This window comes from Synechococcus sp. N26, assembly GCF_900473975.1.
Taxonomy (GTDB): domain Bacteria; phylum Cyanobacteriota; class Cyanobacteriia; order PCC-6307; family Cyanobiaceae; genus Parasynechococcus.
The window spans coordinates 1-1,100 of the sequence record NZ_UCNM01000004.1 but is presented as its reverse complement, the minus strand read 5'-3'; the positions used below and the strand labels follow the sequence as shown (position 1 = coordinate 1,100).

1 protein-coding gene and 1 pseudogene are annotated in these 1,100 nt (G+C 56.7%); one reads left to right on the top strand and one right to left on the bottom strand.

Annotated features, from left to right (window positions below):
* The first annotated feature begins 168 nt into the window (after positions 1 to 168).
* The gene (locus DXY33_RS03025) at positions 169 to 909 is read left to right on the top strand and encodes a hypothetical protein (RefSeq protein ID WP_115131706.1); all 741 of its coding nucleotides are present in this window, start codon (positions 169 to 171) and stop codon (positions 907 to 909) included.
* A 52-nt stretch (positions 910 to 961) separates the two neighbouring features.
* Here DXY33_RS03025 and DXY33_RS03020 read toward each other — a convergent pair.
* Positions 962 to 1,100 (bottom strand): annotated as a pseudogene (locus tag DXY33_RS03020) (photosystem II D2 protein (photosystem q(a) protein)); the annotation flags it as partial.

The following is a 1,100-nucleotide window of genomic DNA, read 5'->3' as shown; positions in this document are numbered from 1 at the left end:
TGGAAGCCCTGGAGGAAGAGAAGGAAGCGGAAGATCGCAGCCACACCGAAGGAGGTGTAACCCCCTTGCAGGTCATAGCCCAATGCAGCACCTTGCTAGAAGCACAGGTTAAGCAAAGGTTTAGGAACAAAGTATGAGGCCGGAGTTCATCCACCCCACAAGCGAACCGTGATTAAAAAACCCACTACAGGAAATCCAAACCAGATCGGGATCATTCCACTGACGCCAAGATCGATCCGAAAGCTGCTGACTGCCGTCACCGGAGGACTATTGGTTGCCCACAGCGTCGTGCAAGTGGGCATTTATGGCTTTGGGGCGAAGAAACATTGGCTCGACAGCCTCAACATGGACCGGGAGCTCAACTTGCCCACCCTGTTCAGCAGCGCACTGTTGCTGATGGCGGCCCTGTTGATGCAACGACTGGGGCAGAGCAGCGATCGCATCGCGACCAAAGACTGGCGTTTGCTCTCGAAGATTTTCATCTTTCTCGCACTCGACGAAGCCCTTCAGATCCACGAGATCCTGATCATTCCAGGGCTCAGGCACCAGGTGCACCCAGCTCTGGCATCCACCTGGGTGGTGCCCTACGCCGTCCTCGCCCTCATCGTGCTGTGGCGCTTTCGCCGCTTCCTCGGCTCAATCTCCCGAGCAACGGCATCACGGTTGCTGCGAGCAGGGGCCGTCTACATCGGCGGTGCCATCGGAATGGAGATGATCGGCAGCTTTGCCGTTCGATCGAATCTGATCCGACTGCATAGCCCCTGGTACGGCGCCATCACTGGCCTGGAGGAAGCGCTGGAGCTGGTTGGCATCATTCTTCTCATCGATGCACTACTGCGAGCGCTGCTCGATCAACGCAACAGCCTCGATCTCACCTTGCGTCTGGGACCTGATTCAGACAGCAACTGAACCAAAAAAAAACCGCCCGGATGGGCGGTTGAAGGAACAATCGGCCTTGAGATCAGAGGGCGTTGCCGCGGGGCAGAACCTCTTCAGGGAAGACGAAGTTTTCGTGCGGCTGGTCAGCCGGTGCCATCCAGGCACGCAGACCTTCATTCAGAAGGATGTTCTTTGTGTAGAAGGTCTCGAATTCGGGATCT